The sequence below is a fragment of the Kitasatospora sp. NPDC051170 genome (assembly GCF_044455705.1).
Taxonomy (GTDB): Bacteria; Actinomycetota; Actinomycetes; order Streptomycetales; family Streptomycetaceae; genus Kitasatospora.
In genome coordinates, this window is sequence record NZ_JBITFA010000026.1 from 22,130 (window position 1) to 42,882 (window position 20,753).

At 74.8% G+C, this 20,753-nt stretch carries 19 protein-coding genes; 11 read left to right on the top strand and 8 right to left on the bottom strand.

Translation table 11 applies throughout. From position 1 onward, the window contains the following. The first annotated feature begins 84 nt into the window (after nt 1–84). Nucleotides 85–1,260: an ROK family protein gene (locus ACIBCA_RS35325; protein ID WP_396287294.1), complete on the top strand. Its 1,176-nt coding sequence runs from the start codon at nt 85–87 to the stop codon at nt 1,258–1,260. Between the two features lie 119 nt (nt 1,261–1,379). Continuing rightward, nucleotides 1,380–2,531 carry a PLP-dependent cysteine synthase family protein gene (locus ACIBCA_RS35330; RefSeq protein ID WP_396287228.1) on the top strand — a complete coding sequence of 384 codons (1,152 nt, stop codon included), beginning with the start codon at nt 1,380–1,382 and terminating at the stop codon, nt 2,529–2,531. A gap of 178 nt (nt 2,532–2,709) precedes the next feature. Here the strand turns inward: ACIBCA_RS35330 and ACIBCA_RS35335 are convergent, their stop codons facing one another. The 4 genes from ACIBCA_RS35335 to mscL form a co-directional block, all read right to left on the bottom strand. After that, a complete protein-coding gene (locus tag ACIBCA_RS35335; protein ID WP_396287229.1) occupies nt 2,710–5,106 on the bottom strand; it encodes a right-handed parallel beta-helix repeat-containing protein in 2,397 nt (798 codons plus the stop codon). A gap of 232 nt (nt 5,107–5,338) precedes the next feature. Then, complete coding sequence (locus ACIBCA_RS35340; protein WP_396287231.1) at nt 5,339–6,214, bottom strand: MOSC domain-containing protein; 876 nt, start codon at nt 6,212–6,214, stop codon at nt 5,339–5,341. A 260-nt stretch (nt 6,215–6,474) separates the two neighbouring features. Continuing rightward, nucleotides 6,475–7,263, bottom strand: a complete 789-nt coding sequence (locus tag ACIBCA_RS35345; RefSeq protein ID WP_396287233.1) for a DUF6643 family protein — start codon at nt 7,261–7,263, stop codon at nt 6,475–6,477. A 376-nt stretch (nt 7,264–7,639) separates the two neighbouring features. Beyond that, nucleotides 7,640–8,089 (bottom strand): large conductance mechanosensitive channel protein MscL, encoded by a 450-nt coding sequence (gene mscL, locus ACIBCA_RS35350; RefSeq protein ID WP_396287234.1) that lies wholly within the window; start codon nt 8,087–8,089, stop codon nt 7,640–7,642. A 432-nt stretch (nt 8,090–8,521) separates the two neighbouring features. Here mscL and ACIBCA_RS35355 point away from each other — a divergent pair, with 432 nt between their 5' ends. Further along, nucleotides 8,522–9,796: a glycosyltransferase family 4 protein gene (locus ACIBCA_RS35355; RefSeq protein WP_396287236.1), complete on the top strand. Its 1,275-nt coding sequence runs from the start codon at nt 8,522–8,524 to the stop codon at nt 9,794–9,796. Nucleotides 9,797–9,910: 114 nt separating this feature from the next. Then, nucleotides 9,911–10,582: a thiol:disulfide interchange protein DsbA/DsbL gene (locus tag ACIBCA_RS35360; protein ID WP_396287237.1), complete on the top strand. Its 672-nt coding sequence runs from the start codon at nt 9,911–9,913 to the stop codon at nt 10,580–10,582. Nucleotides 10,583–10,589: 7 nt separating this feature from the next. Here ACIBCA_RS35360 and ACIBCA_RS35365 read toward each other — a convergent pair whose 3' ends face one another. Further along, nucleotides 10,590–11,747 carry a glycosyltransferase gene (locus ACIBCA_RS35365; RefSeq protein WP_396287295.1) on the bottom strand — a complete coding sequence of 386 codons (1,158 nt, stop codon included), beginning with the start codon at nt 11,745–11,747 and terminating at the stop codon, nt 10,590–10,592. Between the two features lie 66 nt (nt 11,748–11,813). On the opposite strand from ACIBCA_RS35365, the gene ACIBCA_RS35370 reads away from it, so the two are divergent. Then, nucleotides 11,814–12,587, top strand: coding sequence for a glutamate racemase (locus ACIBCA_RS35370; RefSeq protein WP_396287238.1), 774 nt, complete (start codon nt 11,814–11,816; stop codon nt 12,585–12,587). Nucleotides 12,588–12,752: 165 nt separating this feature from the next. Here ACIBCA_RS35370 and ACIBCA_RS35375 read toward each other — a convergent pair whose 3' ends face one another. Beyond that, complete coding sequence (locus tag ACIBCA_RS35375; protein ID WP_396287241.1) at nt 12,753–13,844, bottom strand: polysaccharide deacetylase family protein; 1,092 nt, start codon at nt 13,842–13,844, stop codon at nt 12,753–12,755. 339 nt (nt 13,845–14,183) lie between these two features. On the opposite strand from ACIBCA_RS35375, the gene ACIBCA_RS35380 reads away from it, so the two are divergent. Both ACIBCA_RS35380 and ACIBCA_RS35385 read left to right on the top strand, forming a co-directional pair. After that, nucleotides 14,184–14,456 (top strand): hypothetical protein, encoded by a 273-nt coding sequence (locus ACIBCA_RS35380; RefSeq protein ID WP_396287243.1) that lies wholly within the window; start codon nt 14,184–14,186, stop codon nt 14,454–14,456. A 203-nt stretch (nt 14,457–14,659) separates the two neighbouring features. After that, complete coding sequence (locus tag ACIBCA_RS35385) at nt 14,660–15,148, top strand: NUDIX domain-containing protein (protein WP_031071449.1); 489 nt, start codon at nt 14,660–14,662, stop codon at nt 15,146–15,148. 58 nt (nt 15,149–15,206) lie between these two features. Here ACIBCA_RS35385 and ACIBCA_RS35390 read toward each other — a convergent pair whose 3' ends face one another. Then, on the bottom strand, nt 15,207–15,737 hold the full coding sequence (locus ACIBCA_RS35390) for a PTS-dependent dihydroxyacetone kinase phosphotransferase subunit DhaM (RefSeq protein WP_396287245.1): 531 nt from the start codon (nt 15,735–15,737) through the stop codon (nt 15,207–15,209). Between the two features lie 342 nt (nt 15,738–16,079). On the opposite strand from ACIBCA_RS35390, the gene ACIBCA_RS35395 reads away from it, so the two are divergent. The 4 genes from ACIBCA_RS35395 (at nt 16,080) to ACIBCA_RS35410 (ending at nt 19,434) form a co-directional block, all read left to right on the top strand. Beyond that, entirely contained in the window at nt 16,080–16,343 is a 264-nt protein-coding gene (locus ACIBCA_RS35395) for a DUF397 domain-containing protein (protein WP_396287246.1), read from the top strand. A 751-nt stretch (nt 16,344–17,094) separates the two neighbouring features. Beyond that, nucleotides 17,095–17,589 carry a hypothetical protein gene (locus ACIBCA_RS35400; protein WP_396287248.1) on the top strand — a complete coding sequence of 165 codons (495 nt, stop codon included), beginning with the start codon at nt 17,095–17,097 and terminating at the stop codon, nt 17,587–17,589. 116 nt (nt 17,590–17,705) lie between these two features. Beyond that, nucleotides 17,706–17,789 carry a putative leader peptide gene (locus ACIBCA_RS35405; protein ID WP_350526312.1) on the top strand — a complete coding sequence of 28 codons (84 nt, stop codon included), beginning with the start codon at nt 17,706–17,708 and terminating at the stop codon, nt 17,787–17,789. A gap of 229 nt (nt 17,790–18,018) precedes the next feature. Further along, nucleotides 18,019–19,434, top strand: a complete 1,416-nt coding sequence (locus tag ACIBCA_RS35410; RefSeq protein ID WP_396287249.1) for an acyl-CoA dehydrogenase family protein — start codon at nt 18,019–18,021, stop codon at nt 19,432–19,434. Nucleotides 19,435–19,488: 54 nt separating this feature from the next. Here ACIBCA_RS35410 and ACIBCA_RS35415 read toward each other — a convergent pair whose 3' ends face one another. Continuing rightward, a complete protein-coding gene (locus ACIBCA_RS35415) occupies nt 19,489–20,721 on the bottom strand; it encodes a phosphotransferase (RefSeq protein ID WP_396287250.1) in 1,233 nt (410 codons plus the stop codon). Nucleotides 20,722–20,753: the final 32 nt, after the last annotated feature.

Genomic DNA, 20,753 nt, shown 5'->3' on the forward strand with positions numbered 1-20,753 from the left:
TCAAGCCCTCGGCCCAGTGCCGCGACCGGACCCGACGCCCAGCGCGACGCCCACCGCCGCGCGGCCCCCGACCGAGGGCGGACGCTGCTCGGCCCCGCACTCTCGCTCATCCACACCGGCCAGACGCCGACCCGCTCGGCGCTCACCCGCGCGCTGGACGTCACCCGGGCCACCGCCGGCGCCGTCACCGCCGAACTCGAGGCGCTCGGGCTGATCACCGTCGACTCCCGTCCGGCCGGCGGAGGGCGCGGACGCCCCTCGCACCGGCTGGCGATCGACCCCGAGGGCCCGGTCATCGTCGCCGGACAGATCCACGCCGACGGACTGAGCGTCACCCTCGCGGGCCTGGGCGGACTGCTCGACCCGCCCGTCCACCTGCCGCTGCCCGCCGCCACCGACCCGGTGCGGATGCTGCGCGCCGTCGCCCAGGCGGGCGCCGAACTCGCCCGCGCCTCCAGCCGCCGCTGCCTGGGCGCGGCCCTCGCGCTGGCCAACCCGGTCACCGAGCCGGACGGCACCGCGCTCGCCGCCCTGCACTTCGCCTGGCCCAGCGGCACGCCGGTCGCCGACCTGTACGACGTGGAGGTCGGCCGCGCCGACCACGGCCCCAACGCGCTGAACCCGCTGCCCACGGCCCTGGCCAACGACGCCAACCTGGCCGCCCTCGCCGAGTACCGCCACGGCGCCGGGCGCGGCGCGCGCCACCTGCTCCTCGTCACCTCCGGCCACCGCGGCGTCGGTGGCGCGCTGGTGATCGACGGGCGGCTGCACACCGGCAGCGCCGGGCTGGCCCTGGAGGTCGGCCACCTCACCGTCGACCCGCAGGGCCGCCCCTGCATGTGCGGCAACCGCGGCTGCCTCAACTCCGAGACCGACCCGGACGCCCTGTTCGCCGCCGCCGGCCTCACCCCCGAACCGGGCCGCCCCCTTCTCGACCAGGCCCGCGAACTCTGCCGGGCCGCCGCCACCGACGAGCGGGCGCGCGCGGCGGTCGAGCACGTCATCGACCGCCTCGGGCTCGGCCTGGCCGGCGTCGCCAACATCCTCAACCCCGACCGCGTGGTCCTCAGCGGCCTCCACCTCGACCTGCTCGAGGCCGCCCCCGAGCGGCTGCGCGCGGTCGTCGCCGAGCGCTGCCTGTGGGGGCGCAGCGGCCGGGTGCCGATCGTCGGCGCGGAACTGGCCCACGGCGCGCTGGCCGGCGCGGCCGAGCTGGGCTGGCGGCCGTACCTCGCGGACCCGCAGTCGGTGCAGGCGTAGGGCGGGGGCCGGTCGCCCCGGAGGCGATAAGCGGAAGCTGGACCGGCGAAAACCGTCACTTATCGTGACTCTCGTACACTCGTAGTGAGCAACGGGGGGAGTCGACGAGGAGAGTGACCATGAGCACGCAGCCGGGTGGCCAGCACGGTACGGACGACGGGGCGGTCGGCCTGGAGCCGACCCTCGACGTCGACCGCACCGACCCGCAGTACCGGGCCTGGCTCAAGGAGGCCGTGCGCAAGGTCCAGGCCGACGCCAACCGCTCCGCCGACACCCACCTGCTGCGCTTCCCGCTGCCGCCGGAGTGGGGCATCGACCTCTACCTCAAGGACGAGTCCACCCACCCGACCGGCTCGCTCAAGCACCGCCTCGCCCGCTCGCTGTTCCTCTACGGGCTCTGCAACGGCTGGATCCGGCCGGGCAAGCCCGTGATCGAGGCATCCAGCGGCTCGACGGCCGTCTCCGAGGCGTACTTCGCGCAGCTCATCGGGGTGCCGTTCATCGCCGTCATGGCCAAGAGCACCAGCCAGGCCAAGATCGACCTGATCGAGTTCCACGGCGGCGAATGCCACCTGGTCGAGCGCTCCGACGAGGTCTACGAGGTGTCCGCCCGGCTCGCCGAGGAGACCGGCGGGCACTACATGGACCAGTTCACCTACGCCGAGCGGGCCACCGACTGGCGCGGCAACAACAACATCGCCGAGTCGGTCTTCGCCCAGCTGCGCCTGGAGCCGCACCCCGAACCGGCCTGGATCGTGGCCACCGCGGGCACGGGCGGCACCTCGGCGACCATCGCCCGGTACGTGCACTACATGCAGTACGACACCCGGATCTGCGTCGCGGACCCGGAGAACTCCTGTTTCTTCAACGGCTGGGTGCGCCACGACCCGGAGGAGGTCTGCGAGAGCGGCTCGCGGATCGAGGGCATCGGCCGCCCCCGGATGGAGCCCAGCTTCGTGCCGGGCGCCGTCGACCGGATGATGAAGGTGCCCGACGCCGCCTCGATCGCGACGGTCCGGGTGCTGGAGCAGGTGCTCGGCAAGAAGGCGGGCGCCTCGACGGGCACGGGCCTGTGGGGCGCGCTGCGCATCGTCGCCGAGATGCGCACGCAGGGGCGCCGGGGCAGCGTGGTCACCCTGATCTGCGACCCGGGGGACCGCTACCTCGACAAGTACTACTCGGACGACTGGCTGGCCGGGGAGCGGATCGACATCGCGCCGTACCGGGCGGCCCTGGAGTCCTTCCTGGCGGGCGGCGCCTGGACGGGCTGACGGCGAACAGCTGACGGCGGACGGAAAACAGATGACGGATGACAGCTGACGGATGATGAAATCCGTCAGCTGTCATCCGTTCGCCGGCAGTTGGCAGTTGGCAGTTGGCAGTTGTCAGTCGTCCGCCGTCACCCGCCTGCCGGCCGCCGGATCACGATCCGCCCCACCCGCCCCGCCGTCAGGGCAGCCGGCCGGCCGGCAGGTCCTCCGGGACGAGGAGCTGCAGTTCCTCCGTCGACGGGTCGGCCAGGTGCGCCACCCGGACGGCGTGGCGCTCGACCATCGTCTCGAACACCTGCCGCGCCGTGCGCCCGTTGCCGAAGTTGGGGCCGCGCTCCAGGCGGCCGAAGTGGTCGAGCAGGGCCAGTTCGGCCGCGTCCGTGAGGGCGTACTCGTGTTCCGCGCACTGCGACCTGGCGATCTCCAGGAGCTCGTCGGCCGTGTAGTCCGGGAAGCCGATGGTGCGGGAGAAGCGCGAGGAGACACCGGGGTTGGCGGAGAGGAAGCGTTCCATCTCGGCGGTGTAGCCGGCGACGATGACGACCACCTCGTCGCGGTGGTCCTCCATCAGCTTGACCAGGGTGTCGATGGCCTCGCGCCCGAAGTCCCGGGCGCCGTCCTCGGGGGCGAGGGCGTACGCCTCGTCGATGAAGAGCACCCCGCCGCGGGCCCGGTCGAAGGCGGCGGCGGTGCGGATGGCGGTGGAGCCGATGTGCTCGCCGACGAGGTCCACGCGGGCGACCTCGACCAGGTGCCCGCGCTGGAGGACCCCGAGGGAGGCGAGGATCTCCCCGTACAGCCGGGCGACGGTGGTCTTGCCGGTGCCGGGGGCGCCGGTGAAGACCAGGTGGCGGCGCAGCGAGGGCGCCTTGAGCCCGGCCTGGCGCCGCCTGCGCCCGACGGAGATCAGGTCGATCAGGGTGCGCACCTCCTGTTTGACGGTGGCGAGCCCGACGAGCGTGTCCAGCTCGGCGAGCGCCTCGTCGGCGGGGCGGCAGTCGGGGATCGGCGCGATCGCCGAGGTCGGAGCGGCGGAAGCCAACGGCGCTGCGGCGGCGGTGAGTTGGGCGGTGCGAGGCGCCGGGAGGTCGCCGCCGGCGGGCAGGACGTCGTCCGAGGTGCAGCCCTCCGCGACCGGCCCGGGCTCGGAGAACTCGAACCCGGCCCGCTCGTTCTGCTCGGCCCGGCACCGGGTGAGCTGGGTGCGGCAGCCGTCGATGATGTGGAACCCGAAGCCCTTGCCGTGCGAGACCCGGCACTCCTCGAAGGTGCCGCGCCCCTGCGCCGAGACGTACACCCCGGCGTCGGTGCTGGCCCGGACGGTGCAGTCGCGCAGCACCGGGTCGGCGCCCTTGGTGACGATGACCCCGGTGGCCACGTCCGAGATCTCGCAGCCGGTGAGCAGTCCACCGCTGCCGTGGTCGCGGAACCAGAGCCCGGTGCCCGCCTCCTGGACCCGGCAGCCGGTGAGGTTGACGTTCGCGCCGCCGCTGACGGAGACGGCCGAGCTGCGGATGCGGCTGAAGGAGCAGCCCTCGGCGGTGGCGGCGGAGTCCCGGTCGAGGACGAAGAGGGCGTCGGGCAGGTCGTGCAGCGAGCAGTCGGTGAGGGTGAGCCGCGCGCCGTCGCTGACCCACAGGGCCGGGTACTCGCCGGTGGAGCCGTGGATCTGGCAGGACTCGGCGACGGCCTCGGTGCCCTGGTCCCAGACGGACAGCGCCCCGCGCCCGAAGTCGCGCACGGTGCTGTTGGCGAGGGTGAGCCGGGCGCGTCCGCGCAGGTCGGCGGCGTTCTCGGGCACGTCGTGGATGCGGCAGCCGGTGAGGGAGAGCACGGCCTCGCCGTCCAGGGTGAGCCCGTTGCCGGTGACGCGGTGGATCTCGCAGTCGATGAGCCGCCCGCCGGCCTGGGAGTCGGCCTGCACGCCGCTGCCGCGGATCTCGTAGATCTCACAGCCGGTCAGTTCGGCGGCGCTGCCCGGGTCGGAGAGCAGGACGCCGGCGCCGGAGGCGTGGTGGAGGCGGCAGCGGTCGAGGACGGCGGTGGCGCCGCCGAGGACGGCGAGTCCGGCCTGTCCGGCGGCGGCCACCTCGCAGTCCTCGAAGGCGGCGGCGGTGCCCTCGCCGCGCAGCCGCAGGCCCAGGCCCGCCGGGTTGGCGACGACGCAGCCGCGCAGCGTCGGCCGGGCGCCGCCGGTGATCTCGACGCCGGTGGCGGAGCGGGTCTCGATCCGGCAGCCGCCGAGGGAGGGCGTGGCGTCGGGCCCGGTGACGAGGACGGCGGGGGCGGAGCTGTCGCCGGCCTCGATGACCAGGTCGCGGACGGTGGCGGCGGCGGTGACGGTGAGCGCCACCCCGGTGGCCGGTTCGATCCGCACGGTGCCGGGGCCCTGCGCGGGGACGATCGTCACCGCCTTGTCCAGCACCACGTTCTCCCGGAACGTGCCCGGCCGGACGGTCACGGTGTCGCCCGCCTCGGCGGCCGCGAGCGCCTCCGCGAGGGTGTCGTACTCGCCCGCGCGGCGACGCCAGCGGGATGCGCTGTCCTGGGTGACCCTGACCCTGTGCTCAGCCATGACGGTCTGTCGTCCCCACCTTCGTCGTGCCGGCGTCCAACGGGCCGTACGCGCGGGGCTGCGCGGGCCGTCCGCCCACCGTAGCGCGCCCGCACGAGTGCTCCCGCCCGTCCGCCGACGTGCGCACACCTCCGGCACACGGCCCGGCCACGCGTTCCGTCGGTTCTGTTTCAACGAGCGCGCACGCCCCGGGTTCCGGACGGGAGGGTCCGCCCGGGGCACGCGGGAGGCGTCAGCGCCCGTCGGCGGGCCAGTGCGCCCCGTCCTCCAGCACCTCGACGTCGTCGCCCAGGCGCAGGGTGCCGAGCACGTCGCCCTCGACGCCGGCCGGGCGCTCGGGGATCAGGTTCTGCCCGAACGCGGCCTTGCGCAGCAGGCGGTGGTGCTTGGCGAGGGTGCGCAGCGGCTCCTTGCCGCCGCGCTCGCCGGTCTCCTGGTCGGTGGTGGTGACGACGCAGCGGCCGCAGGGCTTGACCACCTTGAAGGTCAGCTCGCCGATGCGCACGCGCCGCCAGCCGTCCTCGGCCCACGCCTCGGCGCCGCCGACGACGACGTTGGGGCGGAAGCGGGTCATCGGCAGCGGCTCGTACTCCTCGGGGTGCTCGGCGGCGATGAGTTCGTTGAGCCGGTCCAGGGAGGCGGTGGTGGTGAGCAGCAGCGGGAAGCCGTCGGCCATGGAGACGGTGTCGCCGGGCTCGCTGTACTCGGGCTCGACGGGCCGGGCGCGCGGGTCGTCGAGGTGCACGAGGCGGTAGTCGCCGAGGTGTTCCTCGATCCACAGGTGCGCCTCCTTCGCGGCCTCGGTGGCGCGGAAGCGGGTGCCCCAGACCTCGACGTCGGCGACGGGGTCGCCGGCCGCGGGGGTGGGGGCGGCGATCTCGATCCGGGAGCCGTCGGGGGCGGTGAGGGCGAGGGCCCCGCCGGGCAGCAGGCCGGGGCGGATCTGGCCGAGGGCGGCGTTCTCGCGCTGGCTGACGAAGCGTCCGGTGGGGTCGGCGAGCATCCAGCGACGGTCTCCGGCCAGGCCCCAGGGCTGGACCTCGGCGGTGTCGGGGCTCAGGCGGTACATCGACTTGACGGGGTAGACGTGGAGTCCGGTGAGCTGCATCCCCCCATCCTGCCAGGCTCCTTGTCAGCCGTCTCAGCCCGGTTGCCCCTGAACACACCTCTGAACACACCCTGAACACGCGCTGTGAGCCGCCCTGAACAGGGCCCCGAACGCGCACGGACCGCCCGGTCGCCGTGAGGCGCACCGGGCGGTCCGTGGATGACCCGTTTCTCCGTTCGCCCGGCGTACAGGGGGGATCGCCGGGTGGTGCTCAGGTGGTGCGGGTGCGGACCGCTCGCGGGCGGTCCTGGCGGCCGGGGCTAGTAGCCCTGGGCCTGCGGCTGGTAGCCGTTGCTCTGGAACTGGCCGTGCTCGCCGTAGGGGCCCGGCCGCTGCGGCTGCATGGGGCGCACCGGAGCCATGGCCGGGCGCAGCTGCCCGCCGCCGAAGCTCTGGTCGCCGCCGGGGCCCGTGAATCCGGGGCCGGCCTGGTTCTGGCCGCCGAACGCCTGCGGGGCGCCGAAGCCCTGGGGCTGGCCGCCGCCCTGCCCGTGGCCGAAACCGCCCGGGCCGCCGGCCGGCTGCGCACCGAAGGTCTGCTGCCCGGCCTGGCCGCCGACGAAGGTGTTCTGGCCGCCGAAGCTCTGCCCGCCGCTGGGCTGCGCGCCGAACGGCTGGGGGGCGCCGTTGCCCTGGGGGAAGGCGGGGGCGGGCTGCGGCCGCTGGTACTGCTGCTGGCCGCCGTACCCGGGGAGGGGCGGCTGCGGCGCGGCGGCGTACGCGGACTGCGGGGGGATGTACGCGGTCGCGGGGCCGGAGGAGGAGGGCGCGCTGCTCGGGCCGGGGCCCAGGGCGAGGCGCGCGGGGGGCAGCGCGGGGAGGTTGCTGCCGGGGGTGTCGTACCCGGTGCCGTAGCGGTTGTCGTAGGGGTTGGGGCCGAGCCCGCTCCCGTAACCGGACGACAGTGCGGGCGGCAGGGCCGCCGGCACGTTGATGGGCGCGATCTGGGGGACGCCGCGCTCAGCCACGAGGCTGTCGTAGATCGGCGTGCCGGAGGAGAAGGACGGAGGGGGGTAGCCGACTCCGTCGTAGGAGCGGGGCGAGGTCATGGGGCATACGGTAAGCCCACAATGCGCCTGCTGAGGAGAGCGGGAGGGGGAGCAGTTCGAGTGTTTACACAGTCTTCGCTCGCACAAAGGTTTCGAAAGTGGGAAGAACGGACAAACCGGCGATCGGTTCCGGACAACTCCGACGCTCTGTCAGTGATCGAACAGCGTCCGAACCCCACCGGCGGAGCCCTTGCGGTGACCGGCCGGTAGCCGTCCGGGGGTCCGCCGGAGAAACTTTTGCGGACGGGGCGTGCGCCGGCGCGTTCGAGCCCCCGCCGACCTCGCGACGGGGGCTCGTGAATGTTTCGGGGATAAGGCCCCCGTCAGCGCGCGACGGGGCCTCGCCGGCCTCCGCGGGCGGCGTTCCCGGGAGGCGTCAGCCGGCCTGAAGCGCCTGGGCCTGTGCGGGCAGGCCCGGCCGGGCGGTGAGCTCCGTGGTGCAGAAGGAGCAGCGGCTGGCCGCGGCCGGAATCGAACTGAGGCACTCGGGGCACTCGGTCTTGGCGACGGGGGCCGGCTTGTCCCGGTCCATGCGCGCCTGCAGCTTGGTGACCGGCACGACCACGGCGAAGTAGATCACCGCCGCGACCAGCACGAAGCTGATCAGCGCGTTGACGAAGACGCCGTACGGGAAGCGGGTGCCCGCCACGTCGAAGGTCTTCTGGGAGAAGTCGCCGACGGCCCCGGAGGCGACGCCGATCAGCGGGGTGAGGAAGGCGCTGACGAACCCGGTGACGACGGCGGTGAAGGCCGCGCCGATCACGATGCCGACCGCGAGGTCCACCACGTTTCCGCGCAGCAGGAAGCTGCGGAATCCCTTGAGCACCAGGTGACTCCAATATCCGTACGGGGGAGGGTGAGGCGGGGCCGCCTGACGCGCGCCCCGGCCGGACATCCTGCCGAGGCGGCCGGGCCGAGGTCCAACCGCGTTCACCCGATCCGCGTAACCCCCTGCGCACCGACGCGCCCCGGGCCGCTCCCCGCCCGGGCCCTCCGCGTACGGGCGTATCAGCGCCCGCCCGCCCTGGTAACTCGTCAGTGTGAGCCGGTACTTGAGCCGGTCCTTGACGCGGCGCACTCAGACACCCCCGGAGGCGCCCGGGCGCGGCAAGGGGCGAAAGGGGGCGCACGGAGGTCGCAACCCGCGCACGACGGCGGCCGATCGGCGCACGTCTGGTGTACGAACGCTGGCGATCGGGCCACCACCAGGTTGCGCGAAGGGGATGTAACGCGCGTTGACCTGTGCCAAGGTCTCTCCATGCCCGACCATACGGCGGCCGATCCGGCCGGAACCCGCCCTCGCGTGCTGCACCTGATCAGCGACCAACGCCGCGCCGGCGCTCAGAACTTCGCCCGTGACCTCCACCGGGAACTGCGCCGCCGCGGACAGGCCTCCGCGCTCTGCGCCCTCGCACCGCAACCCGCCGGCCGGCCCGCCGTCGACACCCACCACGGCCGCCGCACCGACCTCTCCGCGGACCGCGCCTGCGACCCCTCGGCCGAGGCCGAGGCGTCATCCGCGACGTCATCCGCGACGTCATCCGAGGCGTCATCCGAGGCGTCACCTGGCCGGGACGAGGAGCCCACCGCCGCCCTGCGCGCCGCCGTCCTCGGCGCGGGCCGCCTGCGCCCCGGCACCCTGCGCGCCCTGCGCTCCGCCGCCCGCTCCGCCGACGTCGTCCTCGCCCACGGCTCCGACACCCTCGCCGCCTGCGCCCTCGCCCTGGCCGGAACCCGCACCCCCTTCGTCTACGTCAGCGTCGGCCACCCCCGCTACTGGACGGCCACCCGGCTGCGCCGCGCCCGCGGCGGCACCCTGATGCACCGCGCCGCCGCCGTCACCACCCTCACCGACGAGGCCCGCGCCGTCCTCGAGGAGCAGTTCCACCTGCCCGACGGCAAGGTCCACGTCATCCCCAACTCCCGCGCTGCCGAAAGCTATCCGCCCGCCGACGGCCGCGACGACCGCCGCGCCGCCCGCCACGAGCTGGGCCTGCCCGCCGACGTCCTCCTGGTCGCCTGGATCGGTGCCATCGCCCCCGAGAAGCGGCTCGACCTCGCCCTCGACGTGCTCGACCGCCTGCCCGACGTCCGCCTCGCCGTCGCCGGTGACGGCCCGCTGCGCGACGTCCTCGCCCGCCACCCCGCCGCCGCCCGCGCCCACTTCCTCGGCGCCCTGCCCGACCCGGCCCCCCTCTACCGCGCCGCCGACGCGCTGCTGCTCACCAGCGACAGCGAGGGCGTGCCCGGCGCGCTGATCGAGGCCGCCCTCGCCGGCGTGCCCGCCGTGGCCACCGACGTCGGCTGGGTCCGCGAGGTCGTCCGCGACGGCGCCACCGGCGCGCTCGTCGCCCCCGGGGACCCGCTCGCCCTCGCCGAGGCGCTCGGCAAGGTGCTCGCCTGCAACCGCGCGGGCCTCGGCGCGGCCGCCCGGGCGCACGCGCTGGAGCACTTCGAACTCGGCGCCGTGGTCGACGACTGGCAGCGGCTCGTCACCGAGGTGTGGGAGGACAGCACGACCCCGCGAAGCTAGGCGGCCCTCTCTTTCGGATCTTGCCGCCGGGGCTTGGGCCGATCGGGCGAAACCGCGCGCGGGCGCACCGCACCGACTCGCCGGTAACGGGTCGTCACCAGCACACTGCCCGGTGTGAACTCGAAGCTGCTGCGCTCCGCCGCCCTGCTCGCCCTCGCCGCCGGGATCGCCGCGTCCCCCGTCCAGGCCGGCGCGGCGACCCACCAAACCCCCGCCGAGGGAACCCAGTACGTCAAACTCGACCAGCCCCAGCCGGTGCGCGAGAGCACCCGCACCGAGGCCCTCGAGTTCTTCTGGTATGACTGCAGTCACTCCCAGCAGCTCGAACAGCCCCTCCAGGGCTGGGAGGAGAAGCACCGCGCCGACGTCGCGCTGCGCCGCGTCCCCGCCATCTGGCAGGGCAGTCCGGACGAGAACACCCAGCGCGCCCACGCCCGGCTCTTCTACACCCTCGACCGCCTCGGCCTGGTCGAACGGCTGCAGTCCTCCGCCTTCCGCTCCATCCACACCGACCGCGCCGACCTCACCACCGAGACCGCCGCCACCGACTGGGCCGTGCGCCACGGCGTCGACGCCGAGAGCTTCCGCACCGCCTACCGCTCGGCCGACGTGCAGCACCGGATCGACCAGGCCGCCGCCGAGTTCGTGCGCTACGGCGTCAACGAGCTGCCCACCGTCGTCATCCAGGGCGAGTACCGCACCTCGCCGACCAAGGCCGGCGGCGTCGACGCCATGCCCGAGGTGCTCGACTACCTCGTCCAGCAGGAGCAACTGCGCACCCACTGAAGCCCGTTCAGCCGTCCTCGGAATGCGAGGGCGCCGGGTACGTGCGCCCCTTCCACGCCGCGCCCCGGCCGCGCCAGTGCTGCACCGCCGAATCCACCGTCATCAGCAGGTACAGCCCGGCGGTGAACGGCAGCAGCAGCGCGGCCGGCGCCGGCCGCCCGTAGTAGCGCACCATCGGGACGAACGTCCCCGCCATCAGCGCCCAGGCCGCCCCGCCCACCGCCGCCACCGCCCAGGACCCCGCCGCCACCCCGGCCACCACCGCCACCGGCGGCACCAGGTACACCAGCGCCAGCCCCGCCACCGTCCCCGCCAACAGCACCGGCGAATACCGAAGTTGGGCGTACGCGCTGCGCGACACCATCCGCCACAGCTGCTCCAGCCGCGGATACGGGCGCACGCTGTCCACCTGCTCCGCCAGGCCCAGCCACGTCCGCCCGCCCGAGGACTTCACCGCCCGGGCCAGCGACACGTCGTCGATCACCGCCCCCCTGATCCCCGCCACCCCGCCCGCCCGCTCCAGCGCCTCCCGCCGCACCAGCGAACAGCCTCCCGCCGCGGCCGCCGTCCGCGCACCGGGCCGGTTGCTGCGCCGGAACGGGTACAGCTGCGCGAAGAAGTAGACGAACGCCGGCACGATCAGCCGCTCCCAGGCCGTCTCCACCCGCAGCCGCGCCATCTGCGAGACCAGGTCCAGGCCGTTCGACTCCGCCGCCGCCACCAGGTCGGCCAGCGAATCCGGGCCGTGGGCGATGTCCGCGTCCGTCAGCAGCAGGTACTCCGCCTCCGGCCCGGCCAGCTCCACCCCGTGGCGCAGCGCCCACAGCTTGCCCGTCCAGCCCGGCGGCAGCGGGGGAGGAGTGGTCACCGTCAGGTCCAGCCCGCCGACCGTACGCAGCTCGGCCGCCAGCGCGCCCGTCCCGTCCGAGCTGTGGTCGTCCACCAGGATCACCCGCGCCCGCCCCGGGTACCGCTGCGCCAGCAGCGAGGGCAGGCTCGCGGGCAGCACCGCCGCCTCGTCCCGCGCCGGCACCACGATCGCCGCCACCGGCCAGCGCGCGGGCGGGCGGCGCGCCGGCAACCGGACGTCGGTGCGCCAGAACAGGCCGTGGCAGCACGCCAGCCAGAGCCAGATCAGCAGGGACGATGCGGCGATCCACAGCAGGACGGTCACCCCGGCAGTCTGCCGCACAACCGGCCCCGAGAGGCGGATCGACTAGAGTCTTGACCCGTGAAGATCGCACTGATGGATTCCGGGATCGGCCTCCTGGCCGCCGCCGCCGCCCTTCGGAAGCTGCGCCCGGACGCCGATCTGGTGCTGTCCTCCGACCCGGCCTCGATGCCCTGGGGGCCGCGCACCGCTGAGGAGATCACCGAGCTCGCCCTGGGCTGCGCCCGGGCCGCCGCCGCCGAGCGGCCGGACGCCCTGATCGTCGCCTGCAACACGGCCTCCGTCCACGCGCTGGCCGCGCTGCGCGCCGAGCTGGAGCCGCGGATCCCCGTGATCGGCACCGTCCCGGCGATCAAGCCCGCCGCCGCCCGCGGCGGCCGCGTCGCCATCTGGGCGACCCCGGCCACCACCGGCAGCGCCTACCAGCGGGGCCTGATCCGGGAGTTCGGCGGCGCCGCCGAGGTCACCGAGGTCGCCTGCCCGGGCCTGGCCGACGCGATCGAGCACGGGGACGAGGAGGCGATCACCGCCGCCGTCGCCGACGCCGCCTCCCGCACGCCCGCCGGCACGGACGAGCTGGTGCTCGGCTGCACCCACTACGAACTGGTGGACGACCGCATCCGCGAGGCCCTCGCCCCCGTCGTCTCCCCGGCCGTCACCTACCACGGCTCCGCCGAGGCCGTCGCCGCCCAGGCGCTGCGCCGCGCCGCCGCCCCCGGCGCGCCCGGCACCGGCACCCTCACCGTGCTGCACGCCGGCGCACCCACCGTCCTCCCGGCCGCCGCCGCCCTCTACCCGCAGGGCCGCGGTCTGACGGCGGCCCTCGCCGGCTGAGGCGCGGCTGAGGGACGGCGAAGGCGCGGCTGCGGAACGGCGAAGGAACGCCGCGAAGGGCGCCACGACGCACGGATGCGCGGGAAGTCGGTTCGGCCGACTTCCCGCGCATCGTCTCCTCCCGGGGGCGCGTTCCCGTACGCGCCTCCTCAGACCCGCGTGTTCTCAGGCCACCGCCTGGCCGCGCCAGCGGCGGTAGGCGGGCTCGAGGCCCGACAGGATGGTGTCGAAGCGGCGGGTGGTGGTCGACGAGTCGACCTGGAGGCGGCTGATCTGCAGGGGGTTGGACGGCAGCCGCGGGCCGAGGCGGTGGTCGGAGAGGAACCCGAGCCGGTACCCGAGCTCCTGCAAAACGGTTTCAGCACGTGGATCATGACCCCCGTCCGGGTACGCGAACGCGGTGGGCGCCTCACCCAGCCAGCGGGTGAGCGCCTCGTGCGCGCCCGTGATCTCCGCGCGCACCGTCGCGTCGTCGCACCGGCCCAGGCACGGGTGCCCCTGGGTGTGGTTGCCGATGGCGACGCCGCCGTCCCGCAGGGCCAGCAGGTCCTCCGGGGTGAGCTGCTCCTGGCTCGGCGGCCGCCGGTCGGCGCTGACCCGCAGCTCGTGCAGGCTGCGCCGGCGGTCCGGGTCGGGCATGGCCTTGAGCCGGGGGAGCAACTGGGAGGGGTGCCCGCAGTCCAGCGAGCGGGCCCGGCCGCCGTTGCGGGCGAGGAAGTCGGCCTCGTGCCACCAGAACGGGCGCTCGGTGCCGATGAGTTCGGAGATGACGAAGGCGGTGGCCGGGATCCTCCGGGCGTCGAGTGCGGGCAGGGCGTGGGTGAGGACGCTCCGGTCGGCGTCGTCGAAGGTGACCAGCACGCTGCGCGGGGGCAGCGGGCGGCGTTCGGTGACGGCCTTGAGCACGGCGCCGAGCGAGACCGGGGTGGCCAGCCTGCGCAGGCGGTCGAGCTGGGCGCCGAACGTCCGGTGGTCGGTCACCCCGTGGTAGGCGAGCACGGCGAGGCGCTGGGCGGCCCGGGCCCGGAAGAGCGGCTGGACGGGGGCGAACCGCAGCCATTCGCCCCGTGCGTCCTGCTGCTCCGCCGTCCCGGACGGGAGCACGGTCATCCTGTTCGAGTCGGCGCCCGCGTGCGGACCGCCCCCGTGGCGGTCGGCCTCGCGGGCGCCCGCCGCCGGGGGCGGCAGTGCGCGGAGCGGGGACGGGGGCCCGGTCGGGGCCCGGGAGATCGACGTCGTGGACTGGGACTGCGGCACGGTTCCCCCTCGGTTGCCGAGCGGCGTGGTGGTACCGCCGGGGGGCGGAGCCCGTCCCCCGGCCCCAGGGCGCGGCGGCTCCGCCCCCTGGGAATTCCGGTTCGCGGTGGGGGTGTACAGGGGGTGCACAACCGTCCCGCGAGCGGCTCCCGGATCACTCGATGCCCATGAGACCGCTGCACCGCATGGATGGTTGTACCGGGGGGATGGGGATTTTCCGTGGACTGATTGTGGAGCTGGAAAGCGACCGTCCGTGCCGTTCGGGGCGGTGGCGCAGGGTGGCCGGTTCCCTACGTTCCGCGGGCTGCCTTCGCCGCCCGCCCGGGGTACCTTGGCCTCATGGCAGATGCGGACCGTGATCCCCTCCACCTGCACGGTGCGACCCGGCTGGCGCGCGCCTGCAGCGGCGGAGCGCTGGTCACGCACCAGATTCCGCTCACCCTGGCCGGGCTGGCCTGCCTGGCGCTGGGCATCGTCGTGGCCGTGGTCGTTCCGGACAGTGACGGTCCGGCCTGGGCGATGGCAGTGGCCGGATGCCTGGCCGCCGGGGTCCTGCTGCTCGGACGGATCGCCTTCGGCGTGCTGCGCGACCGCCGCCGCGCGGCGCTCTGACGGGCCCGGAGCCACCCGCTCCGGGGGCGATCGGGGCTTGATCGAAGTCGGTACGACAACGATCGAATTCAGTCACCGCGACCGAATTCCCCATCGTCCCGCAATACTCTTCGCTCTTTTTTCACCAATTCCCGGCATCGGCTTCATCTTCCCGCTCCCGCGAATGCGCGTGGGCGTCCGGGCGTACCCGTAGTCTGCCGCCCATGGCCATCCCTGACTTCCTCGCCGAACTCCGCGCCGTCGTGGGCCACCGCCCCCTCTGGCTGAGCGCCGTCGTCGCCGTCGTCCGGGACGACGACGGGCGGGTGCTGCTCGCCCGCCGCTCCGACGACGGGCGCTGGGCGTCGGTCGGCGGCATCCTCGACCCCGGCGAGCAGCCGGCCGACGGCGTGGTGCGCGAGTGCCTGGAGGAGACGGGCGTGGAGGTCGTGCCGGAGCTGCTCGCCTCGGCGAGCGTCACGCCCGAGGTGACGTACCCGAACGGCGACGTGACGCAGTACCTGGTGCTGACCTTCCGCTGCCGCGCCGTCGGCGGCGAGGCCCGGGTGAACGACGACGAGTCCCTGGAGGTCGGCTGGTTCCCGCTGGACGGGCTGCCGCCGATGATCGAGGCCGAGCACCAGCGGCTGCGCGACGCCCTGGAGTCCACCGGCCCGGCCTTCTTCACCCTGGACGGCGCCCGGCGGCCCTGAGGAAGCCTCTGGGGCCTCTCTCGGATGTTGTCGCCCGGCAAGATCCGAAGGAGAGGCCCTATCCCTTCCGCTGCCGGTACGCCTCCTCGGCCGCGTCCAGGACGGCCGTGAGGTCCCCGCCGGCCGTGGCCGTCGCCGTGGCGGCCACTGCGCCCTCGACGAAGGGGGCGTTGGCGAAGCGCACCGGGAACGGCAGCCCGTGCTCGTCCGCCTGGGCCAGCAGCGCCCGCACGGTGGTGACGGCGCCGCCCAGGTCGGCGAGCACGACCACGCCGTGGCCCTGGTCGACCCGGCGGGTGGCGGCGGCCACCAGCACCGCGCTGATGCCCGGTCCGTCCGACGGGTCCCCGCCCGTGGCGGCGATCGGGGCGGGGGAGTCGGAACCGGCCAGAGCGAGCGCCAGGGCCCGTACGGCGGTGGCCAGTTCCCGGCTGTGCGAGACCAGGACGATCCCGACCCGCCCGTGCGTCCCCGCCCGGGCCGGGGTGGGCCGGGGCAGCGTGGTGGGCGTCCGGGGCGCCGGGGGGTGGGCCGAGGGGGCGTCGGAGATGGGGATGACGTCGGCGCGGGTGGCTTCCCGGCGGCTCATCGGCTGCTCCCTTGGGCGCTTGCGGTGGATCGCGGCCGGCGCCGGTCGAGTCCGGTCCCATTCGGTCCGGCCCGGTCGGTTCCGATCGCGAGGTGGTCTGAAGGCGGCTGGGGCCGGTCGGTGATCCCTCGGGCAGGGCTCTGCGGGCCGAGGCCCCGGCGGGGCCCGCCGCGCGCCCTGGCGCCACTGTGGCAGTTGCCGGAGCCCGCCGCCGGTCGGGACACGCCCCGGCGCCTCCCGGGGGCCGCCACCCTCCCGGGGGGAGACCTCGCGAACCCGCTGACCGGGCCGCGGGCCTGTGGCTAGGCTGGCCCCGGAATGCCGTCGGGAGGAGATCGATCAGTGACAGTCAACAGCGGGACGGACGTGCAGGCCGGGGGCGCCCAGCCGGAGCTGGCCCCCAGCGGGAAGCCGAAGGTGGACTTCACCGGCGCGGAGTGGCTCTGCAGCAGCCAGGGTGTCGGGGACGTCCAGATCGCGTTCGTGGACGGCTACATCGGGATGCGGGACGGCCGTCAGGAGGACGGTCCGGTCCTGGTCTTCACGCCGGCCGAGTGGCGGGCCTTCGTGCTCGGTGCCAGGGACGGCGAGTTCGACCTGACCTGATCCCGCGTCCGGGCGCCTCGGCCGGACGACCTCGAAGCGGAGTGGTCCCGTCCGGTACGGGATCACTCCGCGAGGGACTCCGGGCACGAACATCACAACTGATGATCTATTGAGCGTGCCCCGTCAGAATTTCTGTTGACTGTTAGACAAACGCAGCTCAGAGTATGAGCACAGGCAGACGCCGTGCCCACCGCCCCCACGCGGCCAGACACGGCGCCTGCTGTGCGGCCCGGCATGCCTGCCAGGCCATCCTCCCAGTCATCCCCTGCGCACCGGGGTGCGTCGGCCGGTCCCGGCCCACAAGGGGCCGGCAGTCGCCGGGAGGCTGGCGCCGACGCCGAGAGCGACTCGACGGACGGCACCCAAACGCTCGGGACCCGCACGCCCCCACGCGGCGGCGTCCCGAGCAGATCCACGGAGCGACAGGCCGGGGCCCCGCGAATCTGGCTTGTGGTGATGGAACTGTTGGCTTGTGTGTGGTGCTGTGTGCGGACGACGAAGCTGGGTGCTCGGCGGTTCGGCACGACAGGTGCACAGTGAGGGATACGCGGGTAGGGCCGCGTTGCGACATGCCGTCCCCCCGGAGGGTGAAACCCGGAACGGCTGTCGTGCAGAACCGAACGTAGCCCGGACGGTTGCTCAGAGTCAACATTGGTCTCTGAGCGTCGATCTCCCGCCTGCCCCCGCACGGGTCCGGAAGATGCCCCACCCACCCCGCGAGCCTGGTGTGCCGGGCACGTACGATGGTCCCATGTCTTTTCTCCGCCGTCGCTCCGGACAGCCCGCCGGCCCGGACTTCGACGTGCTCGCGATGGACCCGGGCGACTGGCCCGGTGACTTCGGTGCGGCCATGATGACCGGCCCGGACGGCTCCTGCCAGGGGATTTTCCTGCGCTACGACCTGTTCGGCGGCAGAGGCCCGGCGATGTTCATCGGCAACCTCCCCGAGGGCTCGCCCGCCCGGGACACCGGCGACAACGTGCCCTTCGAGGTGCGGCAGCTGCTCGCGGCGCTGGAGAACGACGAGTCGGTCGACTTCGTCTCGGTCGAGGACTTCCCGGTCATGCTCGGGGACGACCTGCTGATCGTGAAGAAGGTCAAGGTCAGCGAGGAGCGCGTGTTCTGCGCCCAGTTCGGCCGCAGCGACGGCGTCCAGGTGACGATCGCCTCCTGGGACCGACCGATTTCGGACGACCTTTATCAGCTGCTGAAGCCGCTCCCGTCGGACATGTTCCAGCAGGGCTGACGCCCGGTCGGGCCGGCCGGTCCCGGTGGCCGGTCACGGCGGCCGGCCGGAGCGGCCCCGCCCGGGGGCCGGACGCTGCTTGACGGTATCGATCAACGGTTCGTACAGTCGCGAACATGCCGTGCCGTCTCCCGTTGCTGACCCGTCGTAGGCACCTCGACCTGCGACGCACCGCCAGCGCGGCGTGTCCGGGCCGCTGAGGGGATTCGTCCCCGTGGCGGCGGGCGCGGCCGGACCGGAAGGCGGTCCACGCGCCGAGACCGGGGGCGGGCCGTGCACCGGCCGGACTCCGGGGCCGCCGACCGCTCTCCGCACGCCCGTCCGACGTGTCCGTCCCGCGTGCCGCTCCGCGCCCTCCGTACGACGCCCCCGCCCGACGGGCGGGCCGTACGGGCCGAGCCCACGCCGCCGCCCGGAGGCACCAGCATCATGACGACCATCGCCGCAGCCGACCGTCCGCGCAGTGATCGTTCCAGCGAGGATCGTTCCACCGACGATCGTCCGACGGACGAGCGTTCCTCCGGTGAACCGGCCGCGGAGGCGCGCCCGGCCCGCGGCCGCTCCCGCGCCGCACAGCCGCGAACCGCACAGCCGCGAACGGCCCAGAGCCGAACCACGCAGCCCCGGGACGCTCGTTCGGCGGGCGAGCGGTCCGCCGAACCCGGCCCGGCGCCCGACCGGGAGGCCGTCGAGGCGGCGCTGGCCCGGCTGCCCCGGGTGGTCGACCTGCTCGCCGCCCGTGCCGAGGAGCACGACCGCGACGCCACCTTCCCGTACCAGGGCATCGAGGCCGTCCACGAGGCCGGACTGCTCACCCTGACCGTCTCCCCGCGCCACGGCGGGCCGGGCGGCACGCTCGCCGACACCGTCCGGGTGCTCGCCCGGCTCGGGCGCGGCGACGCCTCCGTCGCCGTGGTCACCGCCTTCACCCTGCTCCGGCACGCCGGAGAGGCCCGCCGCCCCGGCTGGCCCGCGGCCGGCTACCGGCGGCTGCTCACCGAGTCCCGGCGCGGGCCCGCCCTCGTCAACACCCTGGACGCCGAACCCGGCGGGCGGGAACCCGGCACCCCGCCCGCGACCGTGGCCCGACCGGACGGCGAGGGCGGCTGGCTGCTCACCGGCCGCAAGACGTACTGCACCGGCGCCGAGGCCCTGGCCTGGATGGCCGTGACCGCCCGGACCGACGAACCCGAGCCCAGGACCGGGACGTTCCTCGTGCGCGGCGAGAGCGAGGGCCTGGAGATCGACCCCACCTGGGACCAGCTGGGCCTGCGCGCCAGTGCCAGCCACGACGTGGTGCTGGACGGCGTCCGCGTCCCCGCCGACCTGGCGCTCGGCCTCACCGCGACCCCCGCGTCCGGGCTCGCCGTCGAGGACACCGAGGCCCGGCTCGCCCGTGCCTGGCACGACCTGGCCCTCGCCGCCGTCGCGATCGGCGTCGCCCGCGCCGCCGAAGACTGGCTGATTCGTTTCCTCAACCAGCGAACCCCGGCCAATCTGACCGAGCCGCTCGGCACCCTGCCCCGCTACCGCTGCGCCCTCGGCGAGATCGAGGCCCACCTGATCGGCGCCGAGGAACTGGTGGAGGGGCTCGCCCCCCGGGTGGACCGGGGCGATCCGGAGGCCGTCGCCCGGACGGGCCCGGCGCACCTGCTGGCGATCCGGGCCGCCACCACCGCCGTCCAGCAGGCCGTCGCCCTCACCGGCAGCCCCGGCCTGAGCCGGCGTCACCCCCTGGAGCGGTACCTGCGGGACGTGCTCAGCAGCCGGGTGCACCTGGCCCCCGAGGAGGCCGTCCTGGACGCCGCCGGCCGGGTCGCCCTCGAGCGGGGCGCCCGGCCGTAGCGGAGCATCGCGGTCCAGCGGTCCAGCGGTCCAGCGATCCGGCGGTCCGGAGGCTCAGCGGGTGCCGACCGCCGCCCGGACGGCGCGGCGGGCGAGCGCGGCGTCGTCGTAGAGCCGGCGGATCATGATCCGCTGCTCCTCGCCGGCGCCGGGCACGTCGTACAGCCGGATCTCGCGCATCAGCACCAGCACCAGGTTCACCAGGAACGCGTCCCGGGCCATCGTGCCGCCGCTCTGGGCGAGTTGGCTGATCTGGCGGCGGGCCGCGGTGTCCCCGGAGAGCACGCTCCACAGCACCGCCAGGTCGTAGCCCGGCAGGTACCAGCCGGCCTGCTCCCAGTCGACCAGGACCGGTCCGGAGGGCGCCAGCAGCATGTTGCTGAGCAGCGCGTCGCCGTGGCACAGCTGCATCGGGGTGTGGCCCAGGCCGTGCAGCAGGCCCCGCAGGTCGCCCGCGTCCCGGTCGGTGAGCTGGCCCACCGAGTGGTAGCGGGAGATCTCCAACTGGTAGTCCAGGCGCGGCTGGAACACGTCGCTCGGCGGCCGCCAGAGGTTCAGCGTCCGCACGGCCCCCAGGAGCGCCCGCACCTCGCCCGGGGTGGGCGCGTTGACGGGGTGGCGCTCGCGGGCGGCCGGGCGTCCGGGCACGCGCTCCATGACGAGCACGCAGCGGTCGTGGTCGGCGGCCACCAGCCGGGGCAGCCGCACCGGCGGGCGGTGGCGGACGAACGCCCGGTAGACCGCGACCTCGTGGTGGAAGTCGGCCACCAGCTGCTCGAAGTACTCACTCCGCACCGCCTGCGGCGCCAGGCACTTGGCGACCACCGGCGCCCGCCCGATGGTGCCCGCCACCAGGATGTGGCGGCTGCCCTCGCGCAGGACCTGGCGCGGGGTGAACGCGGGACATATCCGCGAGACGCTCGCCAGCGCGGCCCGTACGGCCGGGGTCTGCAGGGCGGAGGGGTCGACCCGCTCGGGTCCGAGGGGGGCGCCCGGCCGGTGCGGGCGGCGCAGCACCTGGCTGTCGGCCTGGCGGGCGAGCGGGAGGCGCTGGCCGGGCGCGGGGACGGCCTCGGGGGCGCGCAGCCCCAGCGCCGTACGGTCGGCCGGGACGACCCGGCCCTCGGCGGTCCGGCCCGTGGCCGTCCGGCCCTCGACGCCGCGCGGGGCGATCGGCCGCGTGCCCGGCGGCACCTGCTTGGGGCCGGGGCGGCCGGTGGCTGCGGTGGGGGGACGCAGCGCGGTGCGGGTCGCGGTGGGCGTCGGGGTCGTCGCTGAGGAGTGCATGGGGTGAGGGTGGTCCCTTCCGGTCCGGCTGC

What these genes read in the sequence shown, in the direction of transcription:
- ACIBCA_RS35405 (WP_350526312.1), top strand. Translation starts at nt 17,706, where the DNA reads ATGCCGTGCCGTCTCCCGTTGCTGACCCGTCGTAGGCACCTCGACCTG.
- ACIBCA_RS35415 (WP_396287250.1), bottom strand. Translation starts at nt 20,721, where the DNA reads ATGCACTCCTCAGCGACGACCCCGACGCCCACCGCGACCCGCACCGCG.
- ACIBCA_RS35410 (WP_396287249.1), top strand. Translation starts at nt 18,019, where the DNA reads ATGACGACCATCGCCGCAGCCGACCGTCCGCGCAGTGATCGTTCCAGC.
- ACIBCA_RS35335 (WP_396287229.1), bottom strand. Translation starts at nt 5,106, where the DNA reads ATGGCTGAGCACAGGGTCAGGGTCACCCAGGACAGCGCATCCCGCTGG.
- ACIBCA_RS35340 (WP_396287231.1), bottom strand. Translation starts at nt 6,214, where the DNA reads ATGCAGCTCACCGGACTCCACGTCTACCCCGTCAAGTCGATGTACCGC.
- ACIBCA_RS35385 (WP_031071449.1), top strand. Translation starts at nt 14,660, where the DNA reads ATGGCCATCCCTGACTTCCTCGCCGAACTCCGCGCCGTCGTGGGCCAC.
- ACIBCA_RS35390 (WP_396287245.1), bottom strand. Translation starts at nt 15,737, where the DNA reads ATGAGCCGCCGGGAAGCCACCCGCGCCGACGTCATCCCCATCTCCGAC.
- ACIBCA_RS35380 (WP_396287243.1), top strand. Translation starts at nt 14,184, where the DNA reads ATGGCAGATGCGGACCGTGATCCCCTCCACCTGCACGGTGCGACCCGG.
- ACIBCA_RS35330 (WP_396287228.1), top strand. Translation starts at nt 1,380, where the DNA reads ATGAGCACGCAGCCGGGTGGCCAGCACGGTACGGACGACGGGGCGGTC.
- ACIBCA_RS35400 (WP_396287248.1), top strand. Translation starts at nt 17,095, where the DNA reads ATGTCTTTTCTCCGCCGTCGCTCCGGACAGCCCGCCGGCCCGGACTTC.
- ACIBCA_RS35355 (WP_396287236.1), top strand. Translation starts at nt 8,522, where the DNA reads ATGCCCGACCATACGGCGGCCGATCCGGCCGGAACCCGCCCTCGCGTG.
- ACIBCA_RS35345 (WP_396287233.1), bottom strand. Translation starts at nt 7,263, where the DNA reads ATGACCTCGCCCCGCTCCTACGACGGAGTCGGCTACCCCCCTCCGTCC.